Origin of the sequence: Ectothiorhodospira shaposhnikovii (assembly GCF_047222355.1) — a bacterium.
GTDB lineage: Bacteria > Pseudomonadota > Gammaproteobacteria > Ectothiorhodospirales > Ectothiorhodospiraceae > Ectothiorhodospira.
The window spans coordinates 2,582,639-2,603,914 of record NZ_CP178333.1; the positions used below are offsets into that span (position 1 = coordinate 2,582,639).

Below are 21,276 nucleotides of genomic sequence, written 5' to 3' on the forward strand. Positions count from 1 at the left end.
TCCGGGGGATGACCGTGGGCCAGGAGATCGACCACACGCACTTCAAGGCCGGCGATTTCGCCCGCTTCCGGGCCTATCTGGAGGCTGAAACCCGGCTGGCCCACGACCTGTTCCAACAAGGTCGTTTCGATCACGGCGATCCACTGGCAGGATTCGAGATCGAAGCCTGGCTGCTGGACCGGCATGAAGGACCCGCGCCGCTCAATGAGGCCTTCCTGCAGCAATTCGACGACCCCATGGCCACCCCCGAGCTGGCCGCCTTCAACATTGAAGTCAACACCCGCCCCCACCCCCTGATCGGTCGCGCCCTCACCCGGATCCACCGGGAGATGTCGGCCACCTGGCAGCAAGCCCGTCAGGCCGCGGCCGCCGTCGGCGCGCGCGTCCTGATGACCGGCATCCTGCCCACCCTGCGCCCGGAACATCTGCGCTTGGGCAACATGTCATCCATGAAACGCTACCGGGCCCTGAATCGGGAGGTCTTCCGCTCCCGGCAGGGACGGCCGGTGCGGCTGGACATCGCCGGCCGGGAGCATCTTCTGCACCTGCACCGGGATGTCATGCTGGAAGCCGCCACCACCTCGTTCCAGATCCATCTGCAGACGCCACCGGATACGGCCCACCAAGTCTATAATGCAGCCATCATCGCTTCGGCTCCCATGGTGGCTGCCGGCGCCAATGCCCCCTTCCTGTTCGGCAAGGACCTGTGGGACGAGACCCGGATTCCCGTCTTTGAGCAGGCCGTGGAGATCGGCGGCTACGAGGACGCGGCCCGGGGCCCCCTGCGCCGGGTCAGCTTCGGCTCCGGCTATGCCCGGGAATCCATCCTGGAATGCTTCGACGAAAACCAGGCGCACTTCCCGGTCCTGCTGCCCATGTGCAGTGACACCCCGCCGGAGCAGTTCGCCCACCTACGCCTGCACAACGGCACCATCTGGCGCTGGAACCGTCCATTGATCGGGTTTGACGATGAGGGCCGGCCCCACCTCCGGATCGAACACCGGGTCCTGCCGGCCGGCCCGACCCTCACCGACAGCGTGGCCAACACCGCCTTCTTCTACGGGCTGGTGGAGGACCTGATCACCGAGCCCGGCGGACCCGAAACCCTGATTCCCTTCGCCGCCGCCAAGGACAACTTCTACCAGGCGGCCCGCCTGGGCCTGGGTGCCGTCCTGCAGTGGCGCGACGGGCAGCGCATCGGCACACGGGACCTGATTCTGGACGAGCTGCTGCCCCGGGCCCGTCATGGCCTGCAGCGCCTGGGACTGGCCCGGGCGGACAGCCATCACTACCTGGAGATCCTGGCCGAGCGGGTGCGGACGGGCCGCAACGGCGCCCGGTGGCAGCGGGACTTCGTTGCCCGGCACGGGCGGGACATGATCGCGCTGACCCGGGCCTGCCGCCGACACCAGGCCACCGATGCGCCTGTGCATCAATGGGATCTTCAACTCGTCGCCGCAGAGGACTCAGAATCATGCTGAGACAGCAGGAAGGATTGCCCGCAGGCTTTCTGGATACCCCCGCCGAGGCCCTGCATCGCATCGTCCCGGAACCGACCCTGTTTCATCTGCCAGGACGCCGTTCGCCCGCCCTGTTCGTCTCCATCCTGCTGCACGGCAACGAACCGGTCGGCCTGCACGCCATCCAGCAGATGCTCGGTACACTGCCGACGAGCGAACTGCCCAGGGGCCTGAGCCTGTTCGTAGGTAATGTGGCGGCCGCCCGGGACGGTGTACGCCGTCTGGAAGGACAGGCGGACTTCAACCGCATCTGGCCGGGCACGGAGGCACCGGACGGCCCCGAATCCCGGCTTGCCGCCGAAGTGCTGGAAACCATGAGGTCACGGGGCGTCTTTGCCAGCGTGGACATCCACAACAACACCGGCCTGAACCCCCACTATGCCTGCATCAACCGGCTCGACCATCGCTACCTGCGTCTGGCCACCCTGTTCAGCCGCACGGTGGTGTACTTCATACGCCCCCGGGGCGTGCAGTCCATGGCCTTTGCCGAGTTGTGTCCGGCGGTGACCCTGGAATGCGGCAAACCCACCGACCGGCACGGGGTGATGCATGCGGCGGACTATGTCCGTGCCTGCCTGAACCTGGCGGAACTGCCGGATACCCCGGTTCCCGCCCATGATCTGGACCTGTTCCATACCGTGGCCCAGGTAAAGATCCCGGCCGAGATCCGGATCAGTTTCGAGGACAGAAGGACGGACCTGCTGTTCGCCCCGGACCTGGACCACATGAACTTCCGGGAACTGCCCGCCGGCACCGTGCTGGGCACGGTCAACGGGGGCCGCCCGCTACCGGTCACGGCCCATGACGAACAAGGGGCGGAGGTTTCCGCCCACTACTTCGCGGTGGAACACGGCCGTCTGGTACTCACCCGTCCCATGATGCCCTCCATGCTCACCCTGGATGAACGGGTGATCCGCCAGGACTGCCTGTGCTACCTGATGGAGCGGATGGATGCCGAAATCAGGACGGGGTTTCACCGATCGGCACTGTGATCTGCTCCACGGACACTTCCATCCGGGACGGCAGCACCAGCGGACCGAACTGATTGAACACGGGAACATCTGCCGCATCCCGCCCATAGCCCAGGCGAACCCGGCCTGCATCCGGCCTTGCCCGGGTAGGATCAAAGGAATACCACTGCCCTCCCACGAAGGCCTCGAACCAGGCATGCAGATCCATGGGTTCCAGTTGATTCAGGTAACCCACCACATAACGGGCCGGGATGCTCAGACTCCGACACAGGGCGATGCCGACGTGACTGAAATCCCGACAGACACCATTACGCCGTTCGATGGCCTCCAGCGCGGAAATCGGCGCCGGATCGGAATCGGTGAGGTAGCCCAGGTGCTCATGGGTCCAGCGGGTGATCGCCTCCACCTGGTCATAGCCGGGAATGCAGCCTGCCACAATCTCACCAGCCAGCCGGCCCAACCGGTCCGAGTCGCAGTAACGACTGGGCGTCAGGTACATCAGGGCCTGATCCGGCAGGTCCTGGATCAGGACGAAGGGCGCGCCGGGCGCCTGCTCCAGGGTGGCCGGCACCTGCACATCGGAACGCACTTCCACCTTGAAGTGACCGGGCGGTGCCGTCAGGCGCTGCCACAGGTTACCGTACATGTCGGTGTACTCGATGATCGGCATGCCGGGAAAGACGGCATAACGATCCTGCGCCACCCATTGATGGGCATCACTGCGCGGCCTGAGCAGGAGCAGCATGGGACTTTCCACCTGAAAACTCATTTCCAGGGTACAACCGACTCGCAACCACATGGACCGTCCTCGCTAGATTTGAGTGACCCATGCGCCTCAGCCCAGGTCCACCTCGACTTGGTGTGTCCGACGGTCATCGACGAGGGGAATCCTGCCCCATCCGGCCTCGAACGCGGCGGCATCCGGGATCTCGGTCCCGTCAAGGGACACGCGGATGACCCGCCGGGACGCCCCGGTCGTACCGCTCACCTTGATATGGTATAGGGTTTCACGATACCGGTAGTGGATGGTATACGCATTCCAGTCATCGGGGATGCACGGCGCGATGCGCAGATGATCCCCCCGCAGTTGCAGACCCAGCAGGGTTTCCAGGGTCAGCCGATACATCCAGCCTGCCGCCCCGGTATACCAGGTCCAGCCGCCGCGGCCCGTGTGGGGCGGCGCGCCATAGACGTCCGCGCTCATGACATACGGCTCAACCTTGTAACGCGCCACCGCCGCGGGCGTGTCGCCGTGATTGACGGGATTGAGCAGGGCGTAGCATTCCCAGGCCCGCCGCCTGTCGCCCATCCGGGCGAAGGCCATCGTGGTCCAGATCGCGGCATGGGTATACTGACCGCCGTTCTCACGCACCCCCGGCACATAGCCCTTGATGTACCCGGGCTCCAGGGCCGACCGGTCAAAGGGCGGGTCGAGCAGACGGATCAGGCCGTCATCCCGACTCACCAGGTGTCGGTCCACCGCATCCATCGCCTCGCGGGCGCGCCGGGGATCCCCGGCGCCGGAGAGGATCGCCCAGCTCTGGCTGATGGCGTCAATGCGGCATTCGTCATTGACGGCGGACCCCAAAGGTGTACCGTCGTCGAACCAGGCCCGCCGATACCAGGCGCCGTCCCAGGCGCTCGCTTCGATATGACCCCGCAGCTGCTCGGCCTGGTCATGGCAGAACTCGGCAAACTCGCCGTCATCCCGACCCCGGGCAAGATCGGCAAACTGCTGCAGGACGTCGAACAGGAACCAGGCCAGCCAGACACTTTCGCCCCGACCCTCATGGCCCACCCGGTTCATACCGTCGTTCCAGTCCCCGCAGCCCATCAGCGGCAACTGATGCACACCGAAACGCAGGCCATGCCTGAGGGCGCGGACACAGTGCTCATAGAGACCGGCGACTTCCGGGGAGCGTTGCGGCTGGTTGTAGTAAGCCTCTTCGTCGGGATTGAGCTCGCGGCCCTCCAGGAAATGGACCGGCTCGTCCAGGACACCGGTGTCGCCGGTGGCGGCCACGTAATGGCAGGTCACATAGGGCAGCCAGAGATAGTCATCGGAAAAATGGGTACGTACACCCTGGCCGCCGGGGGGGTGCCACCAGTGCTGCACGTCACCCTTGAGGAACTGGCGCCCGGCGCAGCGGATCAACTGCACCCGGGCCAGCTCGGGGGTGGTATGGATCAGGGCCATGACATCCTGCAACTGGTCACGGAAGCCGTAGGCGCCGCCGGACTGATAGTAGCCACTGCGCGCCCACAGCCGGCTGGACAGGGTCTGATAGACCAGCCAACCGTTGGCCAGCACATTCAGCGCCGGATCGGGTGTCTCCACCTGGACCGCGCCCAAGGTGTGATTCCAGTACTCCCACACCCCTTCCAGGGCCTGGTGCGCCCCCGCCCGACCACCGAATCGGTGGATGAACTCGCCGACCTCGTCCACGCTCGTCGCCGCGCCGAACAGGAACACGACTTCGGCGGACTGTCCCGCCTCCAGTTCCACCCGGCCCTGCACCGCCGCGCAGGGATCCAGGCCCGCGCCGGTCCTGCCCGACAGGCGCTTGCGGCGCATGGCCGCCGGCTTGGCCATGGAACCGTTGCGGCCGATGAACTCGGTCCGCCCACCACTGATCGAGCGATCCCGTTCGCTCACATGGGCGAACACCAGCCGATGAGCACACTCGCGCCCGTAGGCATTGCGAGCCAGCAAGGCCCCGGTGTGGGGCTCCGTCTCAGTGACGATATGCATCAGATTGGCATGCCGCCACTCGCCGAGCACCAACTCCCAATAGCCTGTCAGAGACAGTCGGCGTGTGCGCCGGGAATGATTATGCAACTTGATCACCACACACTTGACCGGCGCATCCAGGGCGACATAGGTGGTCAATTCCGAGTCGATCCCCGACTCCCGGTACTCGAATACGCTGTAGCCGAAGCCATGCCGACAGACATAGCCGTTGCGCCCCCGGGCCGGCAACGGCGTCGGCGACCAGAAGGCCCCCGTTTCCTCATCCCGGATGTAGAAGGCCTCGCCGCCGGTGTCGGACAGCGGATCATTGTGCCAGTGGGTCAGCCGGAACTCGTGGGCATTGTCCACCCAGGTATAGGCACTGCCCGCCTCACTCACCACCGTACCGATGTGCGGACCGGCAATCACGTTCACCCAGGGAGCCGGTGTCTGCTGCCCCGGCGCCAGGGTGATCACGTATTCCCGTCCGTCCGGCGTGAAGCCACCCAGACCATTGTTGAAAATAAGTTTCCGCGGCACCGGGTTCGACGGCGGCTCGGTCATCACCGGGTGCACCGGCTCCAGCCGATCCGACCGGCGACCCGCGGAGATGCGGCGCTCCACCGGCTCGATCAGTGTGTCCGCCGTATCGCTGAAAATGATGCGCGCCACCGTCTGCAACAATACCCGCTCATCCTCCGACAGTTCCTCGGCACGCCGCAGGAAGACCCCGCCCGGCTTGTCCAGCATCTGCGCCTCGGGGCCTGAGTGGATCAGCCCCATGATCCGGTCGTGCAGGACCGCCCGGTAACCCGAAAAGTCCTCATTCAGGATCACCAGGTCGGCGATCAGCCCCTTCATGCGCCAATAGGCGTGGGCCTGCAGCACCTGCTTGACCCGATCGATGCGATGGATATCACCAATATGCAGGAGGACGATGGGCAGATCCCCGGAGATGGCAAAGCGCCACAGACCCGACTGCCCCAGTTGATTGCGGGCGATGACCCCCGGTGCAGCACGACGCAGTGCGTTACCGAAGACCACCGAGTTGGCCAGACGACCGTAGACCTGAGCATCCACCTCGGTGGCGTTGAGCACACGCAACACCTCCTGACTCTGGAACCAGGCCATCTCGAAGGCACGTTCAACGAAATGGCGATCACAATATTTCTCCAGCAACACCAGTGCCGCCTCCCGGGTATCGGCCACGCCGGAGATGATCTGGACGCTCGCCGACTCATCGGGCACCAGAGTCACCGTGCGACGAATGGCAACGATGGGATCGAGCACTGCGCCCGCCGTGTCGGACAGACGCCGGATCGGCGGTGAGGCATCCATCACCACCGGGTTGACGGTCGTGCGACCGCGACCCACGAAGCGGACACGATCGGTTTCAAAGGACGGCGCATCGATCACGGCCCCCGGCGCGGCCATCAGGTGAAACATCCAGGGCACCTGCTCGTCCGGCGTACGCCGTCGCCGCGTACACAGGATGGCCTGCTGCTGAGACAGAATCTCGGTCTGCACGAACAGATTGCTGAAGGCTCGATGGGCCAGGTCGGCGGCCAACGGTGCCAACACCACCTCTGCATAACTGGTCAGTTCGATATGACGCCGCCGGGAAGATTGATTGGTGAGGGTCACGCGCCGGATCTCCACATCATCCTCGGGGGAGACGCAGATCTCGGTGTGGGCATCGATGGCCTGATCCTGTCGCCGGTATTCCGCGCGGGCCTGCACGAAGATGGCCTCATAGTGATCCGCACGGCGCAGCGTCGGCTGATGGGCGCAGGACCAATACTGCCCGCTATCACGGTCGCGCAGGTAGATGAACGTGCCCCAGGCATCGGTGGTGGCGTCCTCGCGCCAGCGGGTCACGGCCAGCCCATGCCGGCGACTGTAACCGCCGCCGGCATGGGTGGCCATGACATGGTAACGACCATTGGACAGCAGATGCACCTCGGGTATCTGCGTGGTGGTTTCCCTGAATACCCGCATGATGCTGCCGAACTCTGCATCCGGCGGCTGAGCGGAGGCACTCACCTCGGCGGCATGGGGATGCAAGGTGGCCCCCTGTCGCGGAACACGCTCCTGCAGCAGCAACTCCGTCGCCCGCACCTCCGGGTCGGCCATGAATCGACGCTGCATGGGCTGATCCAGCAGCACATGGGCAAAGGCCAGCAGGCTCATGCCCTGGTGATGGGCCATGAAGCTGCGCACGACGAACCAGGGTTTGCCCCGCGGCACGCGGGACGGAGTGTAATCCACTGCCTCATAAAAACCGTAGCCACCGATAAAACCCGTCGCGGCCATCCGTTCCAGGTTGCGGCAGGCCGCCTCGGGCAGTACCGTCAATGCCAGCGCCGTGGCATAGGGGGCAATCACCAGATCCTCCCCCAACCCCCGCTTGAACCCCAACCCGGGCACGCCGAAGGCCCGGTACTGATAGACCTGACTCATGTCGGTGACGTTGTAGCAGGATTCAGAAATCCCCCAGGGTACCGCCCGCTGCCGGCCATACTCGATCTGGCGCGACACGGCCGCCTTGCAGGTCTGCGCCAACAGGGTGTTGCCGAAGCTGGGCATGATCAGCTGCGGCATCAGGTACTCGAACATCGAGCCGCTCCAGGAAATCAGGCTGACATCGCCCCCATGGCTGGTCAGCAGACGCCCCAGGGCAAACCAGTGTTTCTGGGGCAACTGTCCCTGGGCAATCAGCAGGAAGCTGGCCAGGCGCGCTTCCGACGCCAGCAGGTCATAGCAGGCCTGATCGCGACGCCGTTCGCCCACATCGTAGCCGATGGCCAGCAACCCGGAAGGCGCATCGTGGAGAAATTCAAAATCCATGCTCGCCAGATCGCGGCAACGCCGGATCAGATCATCGATGATGTCGTGTTGCGCCCGGGATGGACAATCCGTCGCCACGGACCCGCCTGCCGGTGACGCGTGAACCAGTTCATCCCTCAGGGCAGCCACCTGCCGGTCAAAGGCCTGTACCCAATAGGCGGATGCCGCGTCGTCCGAGGGCATACCCGCCGCCGACCATGCGGCCGCCGCGCCCCCGGCCTGCTGAATGTCCTCCAGGGCCTTGATGAGGTCGGGGATGGACAGGTCGGCGTCCCGCATGCCCTGGACCCGGCGTTCCAGTGCGGTCAGGGGTGGCGGTGGTGATAAGGGTCGCTGTTCAGCCAGCACCCCCAGGGTGTCCAGCAGCCCCTGCAACGCCCGGGATGACGGCACCGGCTGATGTTTCAGCTCGGCCAGCCCGGCCTGGAGGGTCAGCAGGGCACCCGCCAGATTACCGCTGTCCACCGAAGAGACGTATCTCGGCTGCAGGGGCTCAAGGGTACGGGTGTCGTACCAGTTGTAGAAGTGTCCCCGGTAGCGCTCCAGACGCTCCATGGTCGACACGGTGCGGTCGATACGTACCAGGCATTCGCCGGTGGTCACATAACCGAAGTCATGGGCGGCCAGATCCGACAGAAGGGCCATACCGATATTGGTGGGCGAGGTGCGTGAAGCCACCATCGGTGCGGGGGTTTCCTGGAAATTATCCGGCGGCAGCCAGTGGTCCTCCGGCCCGACAAAATCGGCAAAGTAACGCCAGGTCCTACGGGCCGCACGACGCAGGAAGACCTCCTGTGCCGCACTCAGACGCGGCATGCGGTCACTCGGCGGTCGACTGATCCACCAACCAATGCCGGGCGATATCAGCCACAGCAACAGAAATGGGGCGGCAAACATCCCCTGCGTAGCCCAGGCATCTCCGGATGTCCAGGCCAGTGCGACTCCCGTCGACAGCGCCAGGACCGGCGCAATCCACATCTCCCGCAAAAAGTCGGTGGGTGTCCGACAGGCATTGCGGCGGGCATAGCTGGGCAGGTGCCAGAGCAGCAACCCCCTCCGGGTAAACAGCATCCGCCCCCAGGAGCAGGCAATGGCCCCCAGGCAGATCCGGGCGTCGTAGGGCAGGAACACCAGGCTCAGCAGGGCCTGGAGCAATGGCCGTACCGCGGCCCTGCCGGTCAGCGTCAGGTGTACCCGGCGATCCCGGTCCCGTGGCCGACGCCACAGATCGATCATGGAGGGCAACAGGGCGGGCACGACCACCAGCGCCAGCATCAGCAGGCTCCAGAACCAGATCGGACCGGCACCCAGCAGCCAGCCCCCCAGCAACAGGATCAGCAAGGCCGGGGGCACCAGGCTGCGGCGCAGGTTGTCGAACAACTTCCAGCGGGAAAGGGCCGACAAGGGATTCGGCACCTGCAACGGCGTACGCCCCCGGGAGGCCGGCACGCGCGGCAGCAGCCAGCCCACCAGTTGCCAATCACCCCGTATCCAGCGGTGGCGACGACTGGCCTCCGCAGTATACGTGGCCGGATGCGATTCCAGCAGATCCACATCCGTCACCAGCGCCGACCGGGCGTAACCCCCTTCCAGCAGATCGTGACTCAGGATCAGGTTTTCCGGCAAGCGACCATCAATGGCCCGGCGAAAGGCATCCACGTCATAGATACCCTTGCCGACGAAGGATCCCTCGCCAAACAGATCCTGGTACACATCGGAGACCTCCCGTGTGTAGGGGTCCATGCCCGGCTCACCCGCGAATAATCCGGAAAAGCGCGACTGGTGGGCACTGCTCAGGCTGATGGAAGTACGGGGTTGCAGGATGCCGTGACCTTCGACGATGCGCCCCCGGTCCGGATCAAAAACCGGACGGTTGAGTGGATGCGCCAGGTTACCCGCCAATTGACGCGCCGCATCCCGCGGCAGCTGGGTATCGGTGTCCAGGGTAATGACGAAACGGATGGTGGTCAGCAGACGGGTATCCCCGACGATCTCCGAGAAGGCGGTGGTCCCCTCCCCTCTGAGGCGGGCGTTGAACTGCTCCAGCTTGCCTCGCTTGCGCTCGTAGCCCATCCACACCCGTTCGAACGGATTCCACACCCGAGGCCGATGAAACAGATAAAAGATGCCGGGTCGATCTTCCCGATACTTGAGATTGAGTCGTTCCACCGCCGTGCGTGCCTGCTCAAGCAGGGCCGTGTCCCGAGGCAGCGCTTCCTGGGGGGCATCCGGAAAATCCGTCAACAAGGCAAAGAACAGATTGGGGTCCCGATTACCCAGATAGCGGATCTCCAGCGCCTCCAGCAGGTGATCGATATCCTCGGGGCCGGTCAGCAGCGTAGGCACGACCACCATGGTGCGCCGATCCTCCGGAATCCCGCTGGAAAAATCCATCCGTGGCAGGGCCTTGGGCGACAAGAGCAACGTGACCAACAGATTGACCAGTGAGACGGCCGGCGCCGAGACGGCAATCAGTAACGGCAGTGCCAGATACCAGGTCCAGGCGGTATCCGGATTGAATCCGTCCAGAAGCAGCAGCACGCCCCCTGCCGCAAGCAGCGTGAGCAAAGTCACCGTCCCCAGATACAAGGGTAGGCAGGCCGGTCGACAACGGCGTCCGAGCCGGGATGTCCAGGGCATCCGGCAGCCCACCGCCCGCTCCAGCGCCGGTCGTCCCCGGTCGATCAGGTAGTACCCTACATGGGCACTGCGATCCTCTTCTCCGCGCTGGGCCGCAGCGGCACGGGCAAGCTCGATCGCCGCCCGGGCCACATCCGGCTCCGGGCAAACAGCCTCCCGGGCCACGCCCTCCACCACGTGCCGGTAGCGATCTCGCGTGGCAAAGTCCTGGCCGGCATGCATGCCCACGGGGTCATCCCGCAGGATCCGCTCGACCACGCTCAGAGACTCGACATAATCCTTCCAGTCCATGCTGCCGATAAAACGCAGGCTGCCGATGCTGTTAGCCATGGAGATCTGGTTGGCCGCGGCCGTGCGTCCGGCCACTTCCGACAACTGCTCGGCCGTCACGCCCTGTTCCAGCAGCTTGTGCTCCACCCAGGTCCGGATAAAGGCCAGGGCCGGACCCTGGGTCTGGAGGACGGCGTAAAATGCTTCCACGAACGGGGCCGTCAGCGGCACGTCCGCCCGGGCGAACTCGGCCAGCAACTGAATCAGCTGTTTGGGTTCCTGCTCGGCCGTCACCAGCATGCGATCCGCCCAGGCGAGGGCCGCGTCACGCTCCTGGCGACGCCGTGCAATACTGACCCCGACCCGGCGCAGGTTTTCCAGCAAGGCTAGCTGCAGCATGATCGGAAAGGCCCACAATTCGCCGATCTTGAGGGGTGCAACGGACTGATAGGCGGCGATGAACTGGGTGGCATTGTCGCCGTCCACACGGCCATCCATATGGGAAATCAGCGCCAGTGCCAGATCATGGACGCGGGGAAAACCAGCCGATGGGCCATCGGCCAGTCGCGGCAACTGCCGGCTGTATCCGCGCGGCAGGTGTCGGCGTACCTGGCTGATCTGCTGCTCGATCAGATAGAAATTATCCAGCAGCCAGGCCTCTGCCGGTGTGACCCGCTGACCCGGCGAAGCGGCCGCCGTGACCACATCGTAGGCCGTCAGCAGGCGCCGAGCATTGTCCGCCAGCCTGGGCAACAACCGGTCGGGGCCGGGACGGGAAGAGAGGTGATGTCGCTGTGCCAGCAAGGCCCCGTGGCGCTTGAGCTGCTCAAGACTGAACAGCTCCGCGCGCAGCAGCTCGCCATCACCGGCATCGATGGATGGATACCGCCGCCCCTTCGACCACGGGAAACCGCTCACTTGACGCGCATGTCGTTCTTCACATCCTTCACGCCGCCGACGCCTCGGGCCACCTCCATCGCCCGGTTGATCTCGGCCCTTGAACTCACAAAGCCGCTGAGCTGGACCACGCCGTCATAGGTCTCGACACTGATTTCGTTCACCCGCAGATCGGGGTTATTGAGTATCGCCGCCTTGACCTTGGTGGTGATCACGGCATCGTCGATGTACTCCCCTGCCGACTGCTGCTTGGAGGGGGCCGCGCAGCTCACCACCGCCACCAGCGCGAAGGCCATGAAAAATGCGGCGCAATACCTTAACCATGGATTCATGATGACAACTCCAGAAGATGTATGAAAGCAGGTCTGCACCTGCAATTTATTCATCCTATGCGCTACCGCACACAGGGCGGACCTAAAACAGGGCGAACCCTAATCAGTCGGCAGGCCGGAGATACCGCTTCCGACCTACCGATCTCAAACATCCGCCGACCAAGATGAACTAGCGTGAGTCCCCATCCATATCCTCCTTCAGATCCTCCTTCAGATCTCCGTAGTCGGCCTGAACCTTACCGGCGGCCTGCTGAATTTTCCCTTTGCCTTCCAGCTTCTCATTACCGACTATCCGACCGGTGACCTCCTTGACCTTGCCTGTTACCTCTTTCGCACGTCCCTTAACCTGATCTTTGTTCATGACACTCTCCCGCAGACATACATTGGATTCACTTTTTCCTTTCCGGTCACCAGTGTGGCTACTACTCAGCAGAGGCTCGGCGACCTGAACGTATGTGACGCTGCGTGCGCCACCATGCGTTCTGATGTTCATGCTCTGGACTCCTTAACGGTGACCGTGTGAGGCGCCGGATCATCCATCAGGATCATTCAGTCGCCATGGTCCAGAGTAAACACATAACCACCCAAACTCTGTTCGCTGGCGAACAGACCTGAATCCATGGCGAGCCTCAAAAAAAACGGCAGGGACAGTCATCGCCCCTACCGCCTGAGAGCCACCCCAGAGAAATGCGGGGCAACTCAAATTACCGCTGTTTCGATCAGTACCGACTACTGGCCTCCTTCCTGAATTCCGGGGCATCCTTCAACGTATCCTCGGTTGAATTGACGCTGAATTCGTACCCGTCGCCCCGCTTGCTCTTACTGTGTTCGACCGAATCCCAGGAAATCGCGACTTCTTTTGTGCCCATACCCAATATGCCACCCACCTCGACAACCACGGCCAAGATCTGACCGTCCTCATTGATCAGCAGATCACCGACAGTACCAATTTTCGCATCATCCACTCGCGACTTCAGGTCGCTGCCGATCAACTCATCCGCACGGAACGAATTCGCGGGCGGACTCGAAAGATAGGTTCCATGGGCCATGGGCCGCTCTTCAGCCAATGCGGAACCGATGCCGAGTGTAAGCGCAGGGACCACCAATGCTGAGGCTATGAGTGCATGCAGTTTATTCATCAGGTCTCTCCTGTGAATTACGACCGGCGAGATTACCGATCAGGACTCTCACCCTAGGCCCTTAGATGGTCGATGTCTGTTGGATACCGCACATGGATCGCGGTCACCTTCATGGGCGCCCACATCCTTTCTTTCGATGGCGTCGTCAACGCTCTCACCGGCCCCATGGCCGATCACGCCATCCACATGGATGGCATAGGGATGGCAAAATGCCTGGGAAGACACTGGATACCCGCCGCAAGGGGGCCGACAGCGAAAAGATCACAATCAACCTGGGATATGTGGATCTGGGCCAGGTCGACCTGCTGGTACAGGAAGGGTTCTACTCCAACCGAACCGATTTCATCCGTACCGCGATCTGCAATCAGCTCGACCGTCACGACGAGGCGGTACGGCAATCCATCGTCAGGCACCGGCTCGAACTCGGGTTGCGCCGCTATCACCGGGCCGAACTCGAGGCGGCAGTCGCAGCCCATCAGGTGCTGCACATCCAGGTGCTCGGGCTTGCGATCATTGACGCCGATGCCTCCCCGGAACTTGCACGGGCAGCCATCGGATCGCTCCACGTACTCGGAGCGCTGCAGGCCGGTCCCGCCGTGAAGGCCGCCTTGGCGGATCGGATCCACTGATACCGCACACTTCCCCCTGTTACCGCTCTGCATTACGCCGGCACACCCTTGGAGTTGCCGCATGAATGCGCATCGAATGCCCAGGTCATGGCCGAGGTGTGACCCGCCTCACCCGCGCCGGTCGGCTCAAGGAAGCGACGGCACTGCTGCTGCGCGCCCACGGTCGGCCGCACCTCGGCACCGAAAACACTGCACGATCACAACCGGGAGGTGACGGAATCACCTTCAGCTATACCCGCGTTATCCCATGTCTCTGCTCAACCATCCCCTTCCACGATAAGGGAAAGATTCAACGCCAGCAACGATACACGGAGGTTAAGTTAGGTAACGCACAGACCCGATCGCGGGCTTCAACTACCTTGGAAACCTCATCCTGCATCTACATGCGTTAATAGCAAGAGGCAGAATCCAAAAAATCATCATCTGGAGACCGGCTCATGCACAAGAATCAGGATAAAGGTAGTGCGAACAAGGGAAAGGGTAAGACCAAGGAGGTTGCCGGCAAAGTGACCGATATCGAAAACACGGAGCGAAAAAGCAAATCCGATAATAATGGCGGCAAGAATGGGACCGTGTTGGCAAAGATCAGTTGCGACGCCAAAAATGAAACGAAATAAAACCCATATGGACCAACCGTACCGACGAGGTCATGTGTCACTGCCAAAAAGGCAAAGATGGACAATGCCGTATTTACTCCAGAACAACGTCCTTGAACAACGAAATATTGATCCCCCATCAATCGGAAGGAGATAGAAATGGCAAATAACAGAATTCTGGCTCTTGCATTGCTTGTTGTAGGTCTGATCCTGCTTTTCTTTGGGTTTCAGTCATCCCAAGGCCTGGACGATCAGGTGACAGAGGCCGTTACTGGCCGATTCACTGACTCCACCATCTGGTTCCTGATCCTTGGCGCGGTTTCTGTGGTCGCCGGTGCTGGAATGCTGCTGTTCGGTAAATCCGTAAGCAACTGACATAGGAATTCGCTATGCCCCACGACATGGATGTCGGTTCACTTCCCATGGAAGTTTCACCGGCCGCAACCTGATAAGGAGAGATCTCATGAAGAAACTGCATGCGCTCGCAGTCTGTGCATTACTGACCCATGCAACCACACTGGGCATCGGTTCTGCATTGGCCCAAGCGCAACCCTCTGCCCATGGAGTATCCCCACGAAATCATGCAGGGATCCCGGCGGCAAACACGGTTCGTATGGTCGATCTGATGCGCTGTAAGGTGTCGTCGAGGATGTTGGCTGATTCTCGCCGCAGCACTCTCAAGCCCAGGAAAAAATGGGATAACACCCGTCGCTTCGCGGTGTTGGGCTGGTAATGACGGTGGCGTCCCTCATGCTCTGCCGCCAGACCCACCAACCAGGCCGCAAAACTGGCCAGGGCGGCAATCAGCAACAGCACATCAAATCTTTGCGCAGAGCGGGAGCGGGAACGATTCACGCCAAGTCCATAATGCTCATTTTTGCTGGCACGAAAATCCTCTTCAATTTGCATCCTCAGCGAATAGAGCGCTATCACCCGGTCGGTGATCTTCGCCCCTCCAAGCAGGGAGGTGGCAATGACCCAGGGCTCTCTCTGCCCAGTTGCATGCGCGCGACTCTTGCCAGCCTGGGCGCGCCGGCCAGACCGGGTCGCATGAATACGACCCTGAAGGCGCTTGCGCAGGCCATACACCTGGCATTCCAGGGAATCGTGGCGGGTCATGGCAAAGGCACCCATGAAGGTCGGCTGATTTTCATCCAGCAAGCATCCCAATTCGCGGGTATTGAGCCAGATGTCCTCGCCTGGCCGCGTCATCTGGACCAGACCTCGCGCTCGGCCCACCCAGTCCCAGCCCAAAGCTTCCACGGCGCGAAACCAGGGTTTCTTGAAACCGGCGTCCGTGACGATCACCGGGCGGACTCCGGCGGGCAAGACCTCCGAGAGGCGCTTCAAAAAGTCCTCCTGGATCTCGCGGTTAGCGTACTTGGACTGAGGGTGGCACTCCTGGTACAGGGTTCTTCCCTGGCCGCCCACGGGCACCGAGGCGCGCAACACGTGAATGCTCTCATCCACCGCCACCGGCGACCAGTCCACCAAGATCACTGGGCGCTCTTCCTGCCCAACCAGCCAGTGAGCCATGGCCTGATAAACCGTCGCCGCCTCTCGATGCATCCTGGGGTTACCGATGAGCCGATCCATCTGCTTGATGCTCGCCTTTTCGGTGATCTTTCGCTGCGATGCCCGGCCAAGACCGGTGACCGAGGTGGTCTGCCCGTCCAGAGCCGCCGCCGTGGCGATCAGCAGCGCGTTGAAGCGGGTGCGGTGAATGGATTGACAAGCAACCCCCAAGTTTGCGTGAATCAGGTCCGTGGCGTGCATCGGTGTGTTTCGTGGCTCTTTTTTGGCTTCGTCACCTTAAAGAATCACGATCTTGCCGGTGCATGTCCACCCCCACCTCCCCTTATCCCACTGTTTCACAAGGAATTCCGCCCGCAAAAACGTGGGGATAGCCCAGCCTCTGCCCATGGAATCTGCCTTTCGAGCCAACCCGCGAATTCGTTCCATCCGAACACACTGATCGTCAGCGACCTGCTGATCGATGAGGATGGCCAGATCGTGGCCGTGATCGTAAAGGTGGGCGGCTTCTTGGGCATGGGCGCAAAGGAAGTTGCCATTTTCCTGGATTCGGTTGAACCCAGCTTGAACGAGAAAGATAAAGGGTACGACTTCGGCATCCGCTCGACCGAGGATACGTTGAGGGAGGCCCCGGAATTAACCGATGTGGATTCTCGGCCCTTGAGCTCACAAAGCCGCTGAGCCGGACCGCCCACCCCGTCACACGGAGTCTCAACCGTCGAGCGGCCGGAGATGTCATTTCCAGCCGCCCGACTCCAGGCATCCGCAAAACACCTCGGACTAGCGGTTACCCTTCTTGAGATCCTCCTTCAAATCGCCGTAGCCGGCCTGCACCTTACCGGTACCTTTCTGGATTTTCCCTTTATTTTCCAACTCATCATTACCGACCGCCCGACCGGTGACTTCCTTGACCTTGCCCGTTGTTTCCTTGGCACGGCCCTTAACCTGATCTTTGTTCATGACACACTCCCACGGATAATCACGTGACTCATTCACCAAGGCCGAAGTGGCTCTTGACCTTTCTCGCCCAAGTCTCATCCGCCATATTCGGCCAATCATCCTTTTCAAAACCGGGGGCCGATTTAAACTGTTCCACATCCACATCAAGGACAAAATTCTTCGCCCGGATATCCAGCGACAGGGCCTCCCATGGCACGGCGTACAGCTTGTCGCCTATACCGAGAAAACCACCGGCGGAAATGACCGCATAATTGATGCTGCCGCTAGCGGTATTCATCATGAAATCCTTGATAGTACCGAGCTTTTCTTCCTTTACAGTCACAACTTCACTACCGATCAGCGTGTGGGTACTCAACAAAAGTTCATCGGTGGGAGCGGCCTGAGTGTATGTAGCGCTGCTTGCGCCACCATGCGTTCTGACATTCATGCTATCTACTCCTGGCAATAATAGTATGGGGCGCTGAATCATCCATCGGGATCATTCAGTCGCCATAACCCATGGTAAACAAAAAGCCTTGGAAACTCTGTTCGCTGGCGAACAAACCTGAATCCGCGGCACCTCCATCCGGAACCCGGTCATTGCGACAACATACTTTCCCGGTGACACTTTCGACATGAGCAAACAGCCGATCAGTCACGGGCGTCACGACCCGCATCCTGAATGCGATCCCCCGCCCTTTCGAGGGAGTCCCCCGCTTTTTCGACGGCGTCATCGACATTCTCTCCGGCCCTCTGGGCCGGTCCCTTGTCGCAGCCGGATAGCGGGGCGAGCAGTAACCCCAGAACCAACGCGGTGCCTATCACTGTTGAGAACTTCATCATCATCTCTCTCCTGGTTGCGGCAACTTCCAGATCCGGAAGTCGGCCTGTTCACCAGTGCCGAGGCTATGGTGTCCCGGTTCCTCCGTCTGTCTGCTATCGAACACAGCCCGGTGGCAGGGCATCCGGCCATGCCCGTTTCGTACGCCAGCGCACCGACTCCACGCCCGGCAACGGCGAAACTTACCCGAAGCCAGGTGCCGCCAAGCACCGGTGATGTCCATAAGGAGGACACGCATGAATCAGATCCCCATCAAGTCCACTCCAAGCCGAGCCATTCCATCTTTGCGCCTGACAGCTGCCACGACGGGCTTACTCATGCTGGTTGCCTGCGCATCCACGCCGCCGGCCCCCACTCACGCTTTGCAAGCCGCCGAGACCGCCATCACTAGCGCCGAGCAGGCACGTGTCGCGGATTATGCGTCCATCGAACTGAATGAGGCCCGAGAGAACCTCGCGGCAGCCCGAAGGGCCGTGCAGGACGAGGACATGACCCGAGCCGAGCGTCTTGCCGAACAGTCCCGCGTGAATGCGGAACTCGCATCCGCCAAAGCCAGGCTGATGAAGGCCAGGGCGATCAACGAAGAGATGGAAATGAGCATTGATGTTCTGAAACAGGAAATGCAACGCGGATCGGGAGAACGCCCATGAAAACGCCATCTTTCACGCTTTCCCGGCTGGGCACGGTCACTGCCGCCGGCCTGCTCCTTGCGGCTTGCGCGGCGCCGATGACCGTGCCGCCGGGTGCCGACAACGCCCGCGCCAAACTGATGCAACTGCAGGCGGATCCGCAACTGGCCAGCCGGGCACCGGTGGAGCTGAAGGATGCGGAACTCGCGGTGCGGGCAGCCGAGAAACCCCAGGCGGATGGGGAAATGGCCAGACACCAGGTGCTGATCGCCGATCGCAAGGTCGACATCGCCAGGACCTGGGCACAAACCCGCCTGCTGGAAGATCAGCGCGCGGCACTGAGCGAAAAGGGTGCCAGCGCACGTCTGGATTCCCGTACCCGCGAGGTGGACCTCGCGCGGCGTGAAACCGCCGAACTGCAGCGACAGATCGAAGCGATGAACGCCAAACCCACGGATCGGGGCCTGGTCCTGACCCTGGGTGACCTGCTCTTTGCCACGGGTCGTTCGGAATTGCGGGACGGCGCGGTGCGCAACCTCGACCAACTCGCGGTGTTTCTGCGGGAGCATCCGGAACGCACCGCGATCATCGAGGGCCACACCGACAGCGTGGGCAGCGCGAGTTCAAACCTCAGCCTGTCGCAACAGCGTGCCGACTCAGTGAAGCGATACCTGACCCGCCAGGGTGTGGACGCCAACCGCCTGCATGCAACCGGCAGGGGCCAGGACTATCCGGTGGCCGAGAACAATACCGCCCAGGGCCGTCAACAGAACCGCCGCGTCGAGGTCATCATCTCCGACGCTGGAGGCCGTGACAGGTGAATGAACGGGTTCACGCAGTCCTGCGCTGGACCCATTTACACAGAGGAAAATCTCATGCATCAGATCATCTACATCGTCGGCGCCGTCGTCATCGTCCTGTTCATCCTTGGATTCTTCGGACTTCGGTAACCCTCCCCTCCTCGACAAGACCGGATGCTGCCCCTTGCAAGGGGCAGCACTCTGGAAGGCCCCGTCAGGTAAATCCGCTTGCCTACTTAGTCCGACCCCGGTTCCAGCATTTCGGGGGCCGCGCCGCTCGGGGAGCGGGTGGTTGCCTGCGTGCAGCGCTCAGGGGCATCAATCGATGTGGCGTTGGGAAACATGTCCAGAAACGGGATGCGCAAACTGTATCCATTGATGACGACCGGTACCTCCGGGCATTGCTCCTTGATCCGGCTCGCAAGCGCTTGGAGGTCCGCCGAGTCGAATTTAAAATACGGCGGCAAAAAACCGGTATCCTCATTACGGAAGATCAGGGTCTTGGAGGTTCCCGCATAGACCGTTTCAATGCGGTACTGAATTGCCTGTCCATCACCGGTGGTACCGGAAATCTGCACCTCCCAGGAATTCGGCCCCCAGAGGAACCAGATCACTAACAGGACGACAATCAAGATGAAAGTCAGGGTGAGGACAATCTTGTTCTTCATGGCACGCTCGGATTCATTGGATACGCTAACCGGTTGAGGCAACTTCCAAACCTGGAAGACAGCCTTTTCACCGGAACGGGATTACAGCGACCCCGCCCGGAGAGTCAGGATGCCTGGTTGACACCCCGCTCATCTGTGCGGCGGCGTACCGACACGACATCCGATCCAGTCACGGGCTCAAAACCCGGAGCCACCCGCACAAAGGGGACAAGGCGCTGCCGTTCCTCGTCCCACAGGGCGAGCCGGGCGTACCGAAGGCTCTGTCGCGGCGTGATACGACTGATCTCCCGAAGCCGCGGATAATCCTCAAGCACCTCCGGCAGCCGGTAAAACGGAATGCGACTGACAAGATGATGGATGTGGTGCAGACCGATATTCGCAGTGATCCAACGCAAGGGAGCGGGCAGGTCGTAGTAGGAACTTCCGTACAGGGCAGTTTCGTGAAAGGCCCATTCATCATCATGCGCCCAGCGCGTATGCTCAAACTGGTGCTGGATATAGAACAGCCAGACACCGATGGTTCCGGCGAGGATCGCAATCGGCAAATGCACGATAAGGAATGTTCCCGCCCCCACCAGCGAGGTCATTGCGGCGACAAGAATCACGATGGCTGCATTGGTGCCCATGGTACTCACCCAGGGCATCCACCCCGCGCGCATGAAACCCACGGGTACGCGGTTGTAGAACATGAACAGATAAATCGGCCCCAGACCGAACAGGACCAGTGGGTGCCGGTACAGGCGGTAGCGCAGGCGCTGCGCCCGCGACAACGCCTGGTATCCGCGCACACTCAAGGTATCGATGCTACCCGCATGCGCGCGTTCCAGATTGCCGGAGTGCTTGTGATGCAGTGCGTGCGTGTAACGCCAAAAATCGTAGGGCGTCAGTGTCAGTACACCAATGATCCGCCCCACCCAGTCATTGACGCGGCGGGAGGGGAAAAACGCCCCGTGCCCGCAGTCATGCTGGATCATGAACAGGCGCACGAGAAATCCGGCGGTGGGCACGACCAGCAACAGACCGATCCAGTAGCCTGCACTCACGCTGGCCCAGGTCAGGAACCAGAGGAGGCCGAACGGGATCACCGTGATCATCAGCTCAAAAAGGCCGCGTGAGAGGCTCGGCGCACGATAGGCGGCCAGTTCATGCTGTAACGCTCGGGTGTCGACGAGGGTTTTGGAATGAGGTAGTTTCGGGTTCATGACTGGACTCCAAAAGGGATTCGGCACCCGACCCGGGCTTCGAGACCCATCGCCGACGCGCCGGTTTCTGACGCGGGGCTTTTCACCGGATA

General features: G+C 61.9%; 19 protein-coding genes. 8 read left to right on the top strand and 11 right to left on the bottom strand.

Annotation, left to right across the window (positions count from 1 at the left end):
* Positions 1 to 14 precede the first annotated feature (14 nt).
* Positions 15 to 1,481, top strand: coding sequence for a glutamate--cysteine ligase (locus ACLF6L_RS11770; protein WP_238622560.1), 1,467 nt, complete (start codon positions 15 to 17; stop codon positions 1,479 to 1,481).
* On the top strand, positions 1,475 to 2,512 hold the full coding sequence (locus ACLF6L_RS11775) for a M14 family metallopeptidase (protein WP_412851731.1): 1,038 nt from the start codon (positions 1,475 to 1,477) through the stop codon (positions 2,510 to 2,512). The genes ACLF6L_RS11770 and ACLF6L_RS11775 overlap by 7 nt, the downstream gene beginning before the upstream one ends.
* On the opposite strand, the gene ACLF6L_RS11780 is transcribed toward ACLF6L_RS11775, so the two are convergent.
* From ACLF6L_RS11780 to ACLF6L_RS11800, 5 genes are all read right to left on the bottom strand, one after another.
* Positions 2,481 to 3,290, bottom strand: coding sequence for a transglutaminase domain-containing protein (locus ACLF6L_RS11780; protein ID WP_412851732.1), 810 nt, complete (start codon positions 3,288 to 3,290; stop codon positions 2,481 to 2,483). The genes ACLF6L_RS11775 and ACLF6L_RS11780 overlap by 32 nt on opposite strands.
* Positions 3,291 to 3,326: 36 nt before the next feature.
* Positions 3,327 to 11,834: a GH36-type glycosyl hydrolase domain-containing protein gene (locus ACLF6L_RS11785; protein ID WP_412852787.1), complete on the bottom strand. Its 8,508-nt coding sequence runs from the start codon at positions 11,832 to 11,834 to the stop codon at positions 3,327 to 3,329.
* 59 nt (positions 11,835 to 11,893) lie between these two features.
* Positions 11,894 to 12,208: a BON domain-containing protein gene (locus tag ACLF6L_RS11790; protein ID WP_200172851.1), complete on the bottom strand. Its 315-nt coding sequence runs from the start codon at positions 12,206 to 12,208 to the stop codon at positions 11,894 to 11,896.
* Between the two features lie 169 nt (positions 12,209 to 12,377).
* A complete protein-coding gene (locus tag ACLF6L_RS11795; RefSeq protein WP_412851733.1) occupies positions 12,378 to 12,701 on the bottom strand; it encodes a CsbD family protein in 324 nt (107 codons plus the stop codon).
* A 226-nt stretch (positions 12,702 to 12,927) separates the two neighbouring features.
* Positions 12,928 to 13,347: a PRC-barrel domain-containing protein gene (locus ACLF6L_RS11800; RefSeq protein WP_200172853.1), complete on the bottom strand. Its 420-nt coding sequence runs from the start codon at positions 13,345 to 13,347 to the stop codon at positions 12,928 to 12,930.
* Between the two features lie 209 nt (positions 13,348 to 13,556).
* Here ACLF6L_RS11800 and ACLF6L_RS11805 point away from each other — a divergent pair, with 209 nt between their 5' ends.
* The 3 genes from ACLF6L_RS11805 to ACLF6L_RS11815 all read left to right on the top strand — a co-directional run bounded on the left by ACLF6L_RS11805 (position 13,557) and on the right by ACLF6L_RS11815 (position 14,947).
* Positions 13,557 to 13,976 carry a CopG family transcriptional regulator gene (locus ACLF6L_RS11805; protein WP_200172855.1) on the top strand — a complete coding sequence of 140 codons (420 nt, stop codon included), beginning with the start codon at positions 13,557 to 13,559 and terminating at the stop codon, positions 13,974 to 13,976.
* Between the two features lie 437 nt (positions 13,977 to 14,413).
* Complete coding sequence (locus ACLF6L_RS11810; RefSeq protein ID WP_200172856.1) at positions 14,414 to 14,593, top strand: CsbD family protein; 180 nt, start codon at positions 14,414 to 14,416, stop codon at positions 14,591 to 14,593.
* Positions 14,594 to 14,731: 138 nt separating this feature from the next.
* On the top strand, positions 14,732 to 14,947 hold the full coding sequence (locus ACLF6L_RS11815; RefSeq protein ID WP_200172858.1) for a DUF3185 family protein: 216 nt from the start codon (positions 14,732 to 14,734) through the stop codon (positions 14,945 to 14,947).
* A gap of 204 nt (positions 14,948 to 15,151) precedes the next feature.
* Here the strand turns inward: ACLF6L_RS11815 and ACLF6L_RS11820 are convergent, their stop codons facing one another.
* Entirely contained in the window at positions 15,152 to 16,348 is a 1,197-nt protein-coding gene (locus ACLF6L_RS11820) for an IS4 family transposase (RefSeq protein ID WP_412851734.1), read from the bottom strand.
* Between ACLF6L_RS11820 and ACLF6L_RS11825 the strand changes: the two genes are divergently transcribed.
* Complete coding sequence (locus ACLF6L_RS11825) at positions 16,325 to 16,786, top strand: PRC-barrel domain-containing protein (RefSeq protein WP_412851735.1); 462 nt, start codon at positions 16,325 to 16,327, stop codon at positions 16,784 to 16,786. The genes ACLF6L_RS11820 and ACLF6L_RS11825 overlap by 24 nt on opposite strands.
* A 99-nt stretch (positions 16,787 to 16,885) precedes the next feature.
* Here the strand turns inward: ACLF6L_RS11825 and ACLF6L_RS11830 are convergent, their stop codons facing one another.
* The 3 genes from ACLF6L_RS11830 to ACLF6L_RS11840 form a co-directional block, all read right to left on the bottom strand.
* Positions 16,886 to 17,065, bottom strand: coding sequence for a CsbD family protein (locus tag ACLF6L_RS11830; RefSeq protein WP_412851736.1), 180 nt, complete (start codon positions 17,063 to 17,065; stop codon positions 16,886 to 16,888).
* A 28-nt stretch (positions 17,066 to 17,093) separates the two neighbouring features.
* Entirely contained in the window at positions 17,094 to 17,492 is a 399-nt protein-coding gene (locus ACLF6L_RS11835) for a PRC-barrel domain-containing protein (protein WP_242467000.1), read from the bottom strand.
* A gap of 203 nt (positions 17,493 to 17,695) precedes the next feature.
* On the bottom strand, positions 17,696 to 17,884 hold the full coding sequence (locus ACLF6L_RS11840) for a hypothetical protein (RefSeq protein WP_412852788.1): 189 nt from the start codon (positions 17,882 to 17,884) through the stop codon (positions 17,696 to 17,698).
* Positions 17,885 to 18,121: 237 nt separating this feature from the next.
* Here ACLF6L_RS11840 and ACLF6L_RS11845 point away from each other — a divergent pair, with 237 nt between their 5' ends.
* Both ACLF6L_RS11845 and ACLF6L_RS11850 read left to right on the top strand, forming a co-directional pair.
* Positions 18,122 to 18,535 carry a DUF4398 domain-containing protein gene (locus tag ACLF6L_RS11845; protein ID WP_200174612.1) on the top strand — a complete coding sequence of 138 codons (414 nt, stop codon included), beginning with the start codon at positions 18,122 to 18,124 and terminating at the stop codon, positions 18,533 to 18,535.
* A complete protein-coding gene (locus ACLF6L_RS11850) occupies positions 18,532 to 19,335 on the top strand; it encodes an OmpA family protein (protein ID WP_412851737.1) in 804 nt (267 codons plus the stop codon). Before ACLF6L_RS11845 ends, ACLF6L_RS11850 begins: the two co-directional genes overlap by 4 nt.
* A gap of 215 nt (positions 19,336 to 19,550) precedes the next feature.
* Here ACLF6L_RS11850 and ACLF6L_RS11855 read toward each other — a convergent pair whose 3' ends face one another.
* Together ACLF6L_RS11855 and ACLF6L_RS11860 are read right to left on the bottom strand one after the other, a co-directional pair.
* The gene (locus tag ACLF6L_RS11855; RefSeq protein WP_200174616.1) at positions 19,551 to 19,982 is read right to left on the bottom strand and encodes a DUF1523 family protein; all 432 of its coding nucleotides are present in this window, start codon (positions 19,980 to 19,982) and stop codon (positions 19,551 to 19,553) included.
* 104 nt (positions 19,983 to 20,086) lie between these two features.
* On the bottom strand, positions 20,087 to 21,184 hold the full coding sequence (locus ACLF6L_RS11860; RefSeq protein WP_412851738.1) for a fatty acid desaturase: 1,098 nt from the start codon (positions 21,182 to 21,184) through the stop codon (positions 20,087 to 20,089).
* Positions 21,185 to 21,276 lie beyond the last annotated feature (92 nt).

What these genes read in the sequence shown, in the direction of transcription:
- ACLF6L_RS11790 (WP_200172851.1), bottom strand. Translation starts at nt 12,208, where the DNA reads ATGAATCCATGGTTAAGGTATTGCGCCGCATTTTTCATGGCCTTCGCG.
- ACLF6L_RS11800 (WP_200172853.1), bottom strand. Translation starts at nt 13,347, where the DNA reads ATGAATAAACTGCATGCACTCATAGCCTCAGCATTGGTGGTCCCTGCG.
- ACLF6L_RS11780 (WP_412851732.1), bottom strand. Translation starts at nt 3,290, where the DNA reads ATGTGGTTGCGAGTCGGTTGTACCCTGGAAATGAGTTTTCAGGTGGAA.
- ACLF6L_RS11845 (WP_200174612.1), top strand. Translation starts at nt 18,122, where the DNA reads ATGAATCAGATCCCCATCAAGTCCACTCCAAGCCGAGCCATTCCATCT.
- ACLF6L_RS11830 (WP_412851736.1), bottom strand. Translation starts at nt 17,065, where the DNA reads ATGAACAAAGATCAGGTTAAGGGCCGTGCCAAGGAAACAACGGGCAAG.
- ACLF6L_RS11850 (WP_412851737.1), top strand. Translation starts at nt 18,532, where the DNA reads ATGAAAACGCCATCTTTCACGCTTTCCCGGCTGGGCACGGTCACTGCC.
- ACLF6L_RS11855 (WP_200174616.1), bottom strand. Translation starts at nt 19,982, where the DNA reads ATGAAGAACAAGATTGTCCTCACCCTGACTTTCATCTTGATTGTCGTC.
- ACLF6L_RS11805 (WP_200172855.1), top strand. Translation starts at nt 13,557, where the DNA reads ATGCCTGGGAAGACACTGGATACCCGCCGCAAGGGGGCCGACAGCGAA.
- ACLF6L_RS11775 (WP_412851731.1), top strand. Translation starts at nt 1,475, where the DNA reads ATGCTGAGACAGCAGGAAGGATTGCCCGCAGGCTTTCTGGATACCCCC.
- ACLF6L_RS11815 (WP_200172858.1), top strand. Translation starts at nt 14,732, where the DNA reads ATGGCAAATAACAGAATTCTGGCTCTTGCATTGCTTGTTGTAGGTCTG.
- ACLF6L_RS11860 (WP_412851738.1), bottom strand. Translation starts at nt 21,184, where the DNA reads ATGAACCCGAAACTACCTCATTCCAAAACCCTCGTCGACACCCGAGCG.
- ACLF6L_RS11840 (WP_412852788.1), bottom strand. Translation starts at nt 17,884, where the DNA reads ATGAAGTTCTCAACAGTGATAGGCACCGCGTTGGTTCTGGGGTTACTG.
- ACLF6L_RS11810 (WP_200172856.1), top strand. Translation starts at nt 14,414, where the DNA reads ATGCACAAGAATCAGGATAAAGGTAGTGCGAACAAGGGAAAGGGTAAG.
- ACLF6L_RS11820 (WP_412851734.1), bottom strand. Translation starts at nt 16,348, where the DNA reads ATGCACGCCACGGACCTGATTCACGCAAACTTGGGGGTTGCTTGTCAA.
- ACLF6L_RS11835 (WP_242467000.1), bottom strand. Translation starts at nt 17,492, where the DNA reads ATGAATGTCAGAACGCATGGTGGCGCAAGCAGCGCTACATACACTCAG.
- ACLF6L_RS11795 (WP_412851733.1), bottom strand. Translation starts at nt 12,701, where the DNA reads ATGAACATCAGAACGCATGGTGGCGCACGCAGCGTCACATACGTTCAG.